Annotated in this window: 7 protein-coding genes; 2 read left to right on the plus strand and 5 right to left on the minus strand. The window is 56.4% G+C overall.

Annotated features, from left to right (window positions below):
- Positions 1–24: 24 nt before the first annotated feature.
- Positions 25–999, plus strand: a complete 975-nt coding sequence (gene nrdF / locus HMPREF0183_RS04605) for a class 1b ribonucleoside-diphosphate reductase subunit beta (RefSeq protein ID WP_005883271.1) — start codon at positions 25–27, stop codon at positions 997–999.
- Positions 1,000–1,106: 107 nt separating this feature from the next.
- Here nrdF and HMPREF0183_RS04610 read toward each other — a convergent pair whose 3' ends face one another.
- The 5 genes from HMPREF0183_RS04610 to HMPREF0183_RS04630 form a co-directional block, all read right to left on the minus strand.
- Complete coding sequence (locus tag HMPREF0183_RS04610) at positions 1,107–2,093, minus strand: NAD(P)H-dependent flavin oxidoreductase (protein WP_005883273.1); 987 nt, start codon at positions 2,091–2,093, stop codon at positions 1,107–1,109.
- Between the two features lie 173 nt (positions 2,094–2,266).
- Positions 2,267–3,040, minus strand: coding sequence for an enoyl-CoA hydratase (locus tag HMPREF0183_RS04615; RefSeq protein WP_005883275.1), 774 nt, complete (start codon positions 3,038–3,040; stop codon positions 2,267–2,269).
- On the minus strand, positions 3,037–4,083 hold the full coding sequence (locus tag HMPREF0183_RS04620; RefSeq protein WP_005883277.1) for an enoyl-CoA hydratase/isomerase family protein: 1,047 nt from the start codon (positions 4,081–4,083) through the stop codon (positions 3,037–3,039). The genes HMPREF0183_RS04615 and HMPREF0183_RS04620 overlap by 4 nt, the downstream gene beginning before the upstream one ends.
- Positions 4,084–5,247, minus strand: coding sequence for an acyl-CoA dehydrogenase family protein (locus HMPREF0183_RS04625; protein ID WP_005883279.1), 1,164 nt, complete (start codon positions 5,245–5,247; stop codon positions 4,084–4,086).
- A gap of 53 nt (positions 5,248–5,300) precedes the next feature.
- Positions 5,301–5,795: a MarR family winged helix-turn-helix transcriptional regulator gene (locus tag HMPREF0183_RS04630; protein WP_245527106.1), complete on the minus strand. Its 495-nt coding sequence runs from the start codon at positions 5,793–5,795 to the stop codon at positions 5,301–5,303.
- 94 nt (positions 5,796–5,889) lie between these two features.
- Between HMPREF0183_RS04630 and HMPREF0183_RS04635 the strand changes: the two genes are divergently transcribed.
- Positions 5,890–6,594 carry an SOS response-associated peptidase gene (locus HMPREF0183_RS04635; protein WP_005883284.1) on the plus strand — a complete coding sequence of 235 codons (705 nt, stop codon included), beginning with the start codon at positions 5,890–5,892 and terminating at the stop codon, positions 6,592–6,594.
- Positions 6,595–6,825: the final 231 nt, after the last annotated feature.

Here is a 6,825-nt window from a genome sequence, read left to right on the forward strand (position 1 = left end):
CGCGGGTTTCAAGGGGAGATAAGAATGAGCGAAAAGCTTAAGTTGGTGTCCCATGTGGACGCGATTAACTGGAACCGTATCGAAGACGACGTCGATATGGAGGTGTGGGACCGTCTGACAGCTAACTTTTGGTTGCCAGAGAAGGTTCCACTGAGTAACGACGTTCAGTCGTGGGCAACACTCACTGACGATGAAAAGTTGCTGACGATGCGCGTGTTCACTGGTTTGACCTTGCTGGACACGATTCAGGGGACGGTCGGAGCTGTTTCATTGATTCCGGATGCGTTGACGCCACACGAAGAGGCTGTGTACACCAACATCGCGTTCATGGAGTCGGTGCACGCTAAATCGTATTCGTCGATTTTCTCCACGCTGTGCAACACACGTGAAATCGACGAGGCGTTCCGCTGGTCCACTGAGAACCAGAACCTGCAGAAAAAGGCCCAAATCATCGTCGACTACTACCGTGGCGATGATCCGCTGAAGCGCAAGGTCGCTTCGACTCTGCTGGAGTCCTTCCTCTTCTACTCGGGCTTCTATTTGCCGATGTACTGGTCGGCACACGCGAAGCTGACCAACACCGCAGATCTGATTCGCCTGATTATCCGTGACGAGGCTGTTCACGGGTACTACATCGGATATAAGTACCAGCGTGCTCTGGCAAACGAATCAACGGAGCGTCGTGACGAGCTCAAGGACTACACGTTCGCACTGCTGTACGACCTGTATGAGAACGAAGTGCAGTACACGCACGACCTTTACGACTCGGTTGGACTGTCTGAAGACGTGAAGAAGTTCTTGAACTACAACGCGAACAAGGCGCTGATGAACCTGGGATATGAAGCAATGTTCCCGTCCACGGTGACCGATGTGAACCCGGCTATTTTGTCGGCGCTGTCACCAAGTAGTGATGAGAACCACGACTTCTTCTCCGGTTCAGGTTCCTCGTACGTGATCGGTAAGGCTGAAAACACCGAAGACGACGACTGGGACTTCTAAACACGCCACGTGACATTCAAACGGCCGAGGTGCTACCACCTCGGCCGTTTGAATGTCAGAAGAAAAAGGTAAGCGGCCACAGCCGGGCGCTCAAAGACACCGGAGCGTTAGCGAGCCAGCTTGTTACGCAGGTCCTCTTGTGCAGCCTCAAACTCACTTACCAGGTTGGCAACCAACTCCCGGGCGGGAACCGAACCTGTGATGTGCCCAATTCCCTGGCCTGAACCCCAAATTTCCTTCCACGCTTTTGGCTTTGCACGCTCACCGGAGGCCGTGGACTCGAAGCTCATCGCAGAGGGGTCAGACACCGGCAGGTTCTCAGGGTCCAACCCGGCTGCCTCGATCGAGCCACGCAAGTAGTTTCCGTGAACGCCGGTGAACAGGTTGGAATAAACAATGTCATCGGCCGAGGAGTCAACAATCATGTTGCGGTAGCCGTCAACCACATTGGCTTCAGGTGTAGACAAGAACGCTGAGCCCACATACGCGAAGTCAGCGCCAGCAGCCAGCGCGGCAAGGACCGAGTGACCGTGCGCAATCGCACCGGACAGTGCCAGCGGTCCATCGAACCATTCGCGGATCTCGCGGACCAACGCAAACGGGCTCAAAGCCCCCGCGTGACCACCAGCACCTGCAGCCACAGCAATGAGGCCGTCCGCACCCTTTTCAACCGCCTTGTGAGCAAAGCGGTTGTTAATCACATCGTGCAAAACAATGCCACCATAAGAATGCACCGCTTCGATGACATCTTCACGTGCGCCCAGGGACGTGATCACAACGGGCACCTTGTGGTCGACAACGACGCCGAGGTCGTGCTCAAGTCGGTTGTTCGTCCGGTGGACGATGAGATTGACTGCGAGTGGGCCCACAGGCGCCCCGGGGTTTGCCGCGGCGTACTGGGCGTTGGATTCGGTAATGTCGGTGAGCCATTCGTCCAGAAGCTCTTGTGGGCGAGCGTTCAGGGTGGGAAACGATCCGATGACTCCTGACTGGCACTGCGCTTTGACGAGGTCTGGGCCAGAGGCAATAAACATGGGGGAAGAAATGATGGGGGCCGCAAGAGGTGTGCGCAAAATGTCAGGGAGTTCAGACACGAGTTGTCTCCTTCGAAAACTTGCCGTGATAAACGATCGTTCGGTTTGCCTAGAACTATAATCTGCGTCACGTTCGCTGACAAAACGAGGCCACCCGTTGAACGGGTGGCCTCGTTTTGCTTGTGCGTACTGCGTTTCGCGATTGGAATGTTTCGCGTTACGCCACGCGAGGATTAGGAGTCAGTGAACTTTGGTTCACGCTTTTCGACGAACGCTCCCATACCTTCCTTCTGGTCGTTCGTGGCCAGAGTGGAGTGGAAGAGACGGCGTTCAAACAGCAGTCCCTGCTGCAACGTGGTTTCGAACGAAGCGTTGACGGCTTCCTTCACCATGGCTGATGCGATGAGCGACTTGCTTGCGATGGTCTTAGCGATGTCAAACACGGTGTCCAGGAGCTCATCGTGTGGAACAACGCGAGCAACCAAGCCGGTGCGCTCTGCTTCTTCAGCGTCCATCATGCGCCCGGTCAAGCACAGGTCCATGGCCTTAGCCTTACCAATCGCACGGGTCAGACGCTGTGAACCGCCCATTCCAGGCAGAACGCCCAGGTTGATTTCTGGCTGGCCGAACTTCGCCTTTTCACTTGCAATGAGAATGTCGCACATCATCGCAAGTTCACAGCCGCCACCCAATGCAAAACCGTTGACGGCTGCGATGATGGGCTTGCGAACTGCGGTCAGACGGTTCCAGCCTTCGAACCAGTCGGCACGGTAGGCCTTTGCGAAGTCGAGTTCGCTCATTTCTTTAATGTCAGCACCCGCTGCGAATGCGCGACCTTCACCGGTAATGACGATGACACGCACATTGTCGTCTGCGTCAGCCTGAGCCGCTGCTTCGGTGACTTCCGTGAGTACCTGTAGGTTCAGCGCATTCAACGCCTTGGGACGGTCAAGAGTAATGGTTGCGATGCCGTTGTCGGTTTCGAACTTGATTGTTTCGTAACTCATGAAAACACCTTGTCTTGTACGGGGGTTGTAATAATGGATTCGACTTCCTGCGGGTCCAGGTCGGCAAGCGACGCTGGGTTCCACTTGGGGTTGCGGTCCTTATCGATGACCTGTGCGCGGATGCCTTCAGTAAGGTCAGGGTACTTGGCAATGTTCGTCGCGGTACGTAGGTCCTGTTCAAGAACATCGGCGAGCGACATTGACGCCGCCCGGCGGATCAGTTCAAACGTCACAGCAACTGACCGTGGTGACTTGGTTGCCAGAAGATCAGCCGTAGACTGCGCCTTCTCCGATTCGTGCGAACGAAGCGCTTCCACGATCTCTTGTGGCGAGTCCTTCGCGAAGCACTCAGCGATCCAAGAAACATCGTCGGCGAGCTCAACGGCAGGTGCGTCCTGCGCGAACTGAGCAACGACCTCGGCGACGTCTCCTGAGTTTTCCGCGAGAGCCTTAACCAACTCAGGCACCGAGGCGTCCGGCACGTAGTAGTCAGCCAGCCCGTACGCGATTGCGCCACCTGCGCCAATCGGAAGACCGGTCAGACCCAGGTACATGCCCACGTGCTGAGGCATGCGCGCCAAAATGTGGGTTGCGCCAACGTCAGGGAACAGGCCGATCGTGGTTTCGGGCATTCCGATCTTGGTGGAGTCGGTGACGATACGGACCGAGCCGTGTGCGGAAATCCCCACACCGCCACCCATCGTGATGCCGTTCATGATAGCGATGACAGGCTTGGGGTATTCAGCAAGCGTGTAGTTCATGAAGTACTCGTGACGGAAGAACTTCGCGTTGTCTGTACTGCCTTCGGTGATTGCTTTGTAGATCGCTTTGATGTCACCACCGGCGCACAGACCGCGTTCACCGCGACCCGTGATGAGCACTGCGCGGACTGAATCGTCGTCCTTCCACGCGCCCAGCGCTTCGTTGACGGTGTTGATCATGTCCACGCCCAGTGCGTTAATCGCTTTGGGCTTGTTCAGTTCGATGCGTCCTACACCGTTGTCGACGCTGACAATTACTTGCGGTTCGCTTGCTTCCGACATTTAGGCAACTCCTGTGCTCTTGCGCGAGATGATGACGCGCATGATTTCGTTCGTTCCTTCAAGAATCTGGTGGACACGCAGGTCGCGAACCAGTTTCTCCACTCCATACTCTGCCAGATAGCCGTATCCGCCGAAGATCTGCAGTGCGCGATTTGCCACGTCAAAGCTGATATCGGTGGATTTCAGTTTGGCCATCGCTGACAGCAGGGTTGTGTTGGGGTCGTTGGCGTCATATGCCGAGGCCGCCCTCCAGAGGAAGGAGCGTGCGGCTTCCAGGTCGGCCTGCATTCCAGCAACTTCGAAGCGCAGTGCTTGGAACTGGTTGAGTTCTGCGCCAAAGGCCTGGCGTTCGCTCATGTAGGTGACGGCCTTTTCGAGTGCGGACTGGGCTCCTCCGAGTGCGCAGGCTCCAATGTTGAGGCGTCCTCCGTCGAGGCCCGACATGGCGATCTTGAAACCGGTTCCTTCGTCGCCAATACGGTCTTCAACGGGAACCCGCACGTTGTCGAGCATGACCTGGCGGGTGGGTTGCGCGCGCCAGCCCATTTTCTTTTCGTTCGTGCCAAAGGACAGCCCTGGGGTGTCTTTGTCGATCATGAATGCGGAGATGCCTTTTGCGCCGACGTCGCCGGTGCGTGCCATGACGAGGTAGGAGTCAGAGGATCCTGCCCCGGAGATGAACTGTTTGACACCGTTGAGGACGTAGTGGTCACCGTCCAGGCGGGCCGAGGTGGCAAGAGCCGCTGCGTCAGAGCCGGCGCCTGGTTCTGTGAGGCAGTAGCTGGAGAGCTTGTCGAAGTTGGTGAGGGGTGTGAGCCACCGCTGTTTCTGGTCCTCATCGGCGAACTTGTCGAGTACCCAGGCGACCATGTTGTGGATGGAAATGTAGGCGGCTACCGCGGGGCATGCGGTTGAAAGCGCTTCGAAGATGAGGGCGGCGTCCATGCGCCCGAGTCCTGAGCCTCCGGATTCTTCGGATACGTAGATGGACGCCATCCCAAGTTCGCCCGTCTGTTTGATGACGTCGACGGGGAAGTGGTGGTTTTCGTCCCATTCAAGTGCGTGGGGTGCGATCATTTCGTCGGCAAAAGTGCGCGCCATGTTGGCGATTTCGCGTTGATCGTCTGTCAGTCCAAAAGTGAGTGCAGCGGCTGGGTGCGCCATGGAACCTCCAATTCGTGGTGTTGGTCACCATGGTATGCGCATTTAGTTGGACGTCAAAGTAAATGGGCTGAACTTTTCCGGTGCTTGGCGAGTAGCTCGAGGGCGCGCGTGAGATCTTCTGGGTCGAGGCCGGGGGAGGCGAAGACCTTCTCGTTGAGGGCGACGGTTGCACGCTCAGAGAGTTCGCGCCCTTCTTCTGTGAGGCAGACCAGGGTTGTCCTTTTGTCGTTCGGGTGTGTCTCGCGCGTGACGAGTCCGGCTTTCTCGAGGCGGTCAACGGCGTTGGTGGTGCTTGTGGGGTGGACTTGAAGACGTTGAGAAACCTTAGAGGTGGGAAGTTTTCCGGTCTTTGTGAAGCGAAGAAGTGTGAGGAGTTCGTAACGAGCGAACGTAAGATTCATAGGGCGCAAAACCGCTTCAACGCGCCCCAGCATGATTTGATGCGAACGCATGATCGACGTGACGAATGACATGCCGTCTGCAAATTCACTGTTTCCGTCGTCGATCCATTTGCGCTTAGCTTCTTCAAGCGGGTCAAAGTGCGTCACTGGGTAACCTCCTTGGCGTTCCCACCTTATGACGAATGATCTTGCCACGAATGTCGTCTCGTGCCACGATCGAGGTGTGTGCGGACGCTTAAACATGGCTTCAGACCCGGCTGACATTGGTCGCGAGCTGGGAGTTGAGCATGAGCGGTACGCGTTTTCGCCGCGTTATAACGTGCCCCCGGGTTCGGCGCTACCTATTGTTTGCGATTCGGTGAGCGATACGGGTGAAATCCTTAGGTGTTTGGAGACCGCCGGGTGGGGTTTGGTTCCTGGTTGGGCTAAGGATCTGAAAATTGGCTTCCGTGCTTTTAATGCGCGTAGCGAGACTGTTGCGGATAAACCCATGTTTCGTTCTGCTTTTGCGCGCCGCCGATGTGTCGTTCCTGTAAGCGGCTATTACGAATGGGCAGTAGAAGACGGTGAAAAAACTCCGTGGCTCATGCACGGCGACGGCTGGTTGTTTTTGGCTGGCTTATATGAGTTTGCAAAATGTGATGCCTTAGGTATTCCTGAGACCGATCCGCGGGTAACCGAAGGCTGGTACGTCTCAACGACGATACTGACGATGCCGTCCCAGGGCCATTTAGTGGATGTGCATGACCGCATGCCTCTGATGCTGGACCGGGAGGGGGTCGACCGGTGGTGCGAGCAGGTGGAGACAAAGGGGGAGGCCCTGAGTATTCTCGACGTTGCGCTGCAGGCAGTTGATGTGGATCGCGTTGAGCGGTACCGGGTTTCGCGTGCCGTGGGTAATGTGCGCAACGACGGGCCAGAGCTCGTTGCTCCAGTGAGTGAGTAGCTGGCCGAGGTGTACGTCGGTTGCTGATGTGGCGCGCAAGTCGATGTGTTGCGAAGGTCACGTCGCGCGGGCTTGCGTGCCCGCTGTAAATGGCATAGATTATTTGCTTGTCGCCTCAAGGACGGAAACGACTTTGAGGTGAACATCCGGAAAGATTTTCAGGACTTGCGAGTCGTAGACTTGCCAAGAAATAAAATTTGTTCTAGGATGGAGAAGTTGCCTCGATCGAGG

It is taken from the genome of Brevibacterium mcbrellneri ATCC 49030 (assembly GCF_000178455.1).
Classification (GTDB): domain Bacteria; phylum Actinomycetota; class Actinomycetes; order Actinomycetales; family Brevibacteriaceae; genus Brevibacterium; species Brevibacterium mcbrellneri.

Excerpts from the sequence above, each read along its gene's own strand:
- nrdF (WP_005883271.1), top strand. The coding sequence starts at position 25 with ATGAGCGAAAAGCTTAAGTTGGTGTCCCATGTGGACGCGATTAACTGG.
- HMPREF0183_RS04615 (WP_005883275.1), bottom strand. The coding sequence starts at position 3,040 with ATGAGTTACGAAACAATCAAGTTCGAAACCGACAACGGCATCGCAACC.
- HMPREF0183_RS04620 (WP_005883277.1), bottom strand. The coding sequence starts at position 4,083 with ATGTCGGAAGCAAGCGAACCGCAAGTAATTGTCAGCGTCGACAACGGT.
- HMPREF0183_RS04625 (WP_005883279.1), bottom strand. The coding sequence starts at position 5,247 with ATGGCGCACCCAGCCGCTGCACTCACTTTTGGACTGACAGACGATCAA.
- HMPREF0183_RS04635 (WP_005883284.1), top strand. The coding sequence starts at position 5,890 with ATGGCTTCAGACCCGGCTGACATTGGTCGCGAGCTGGGAGTTGAGCAT.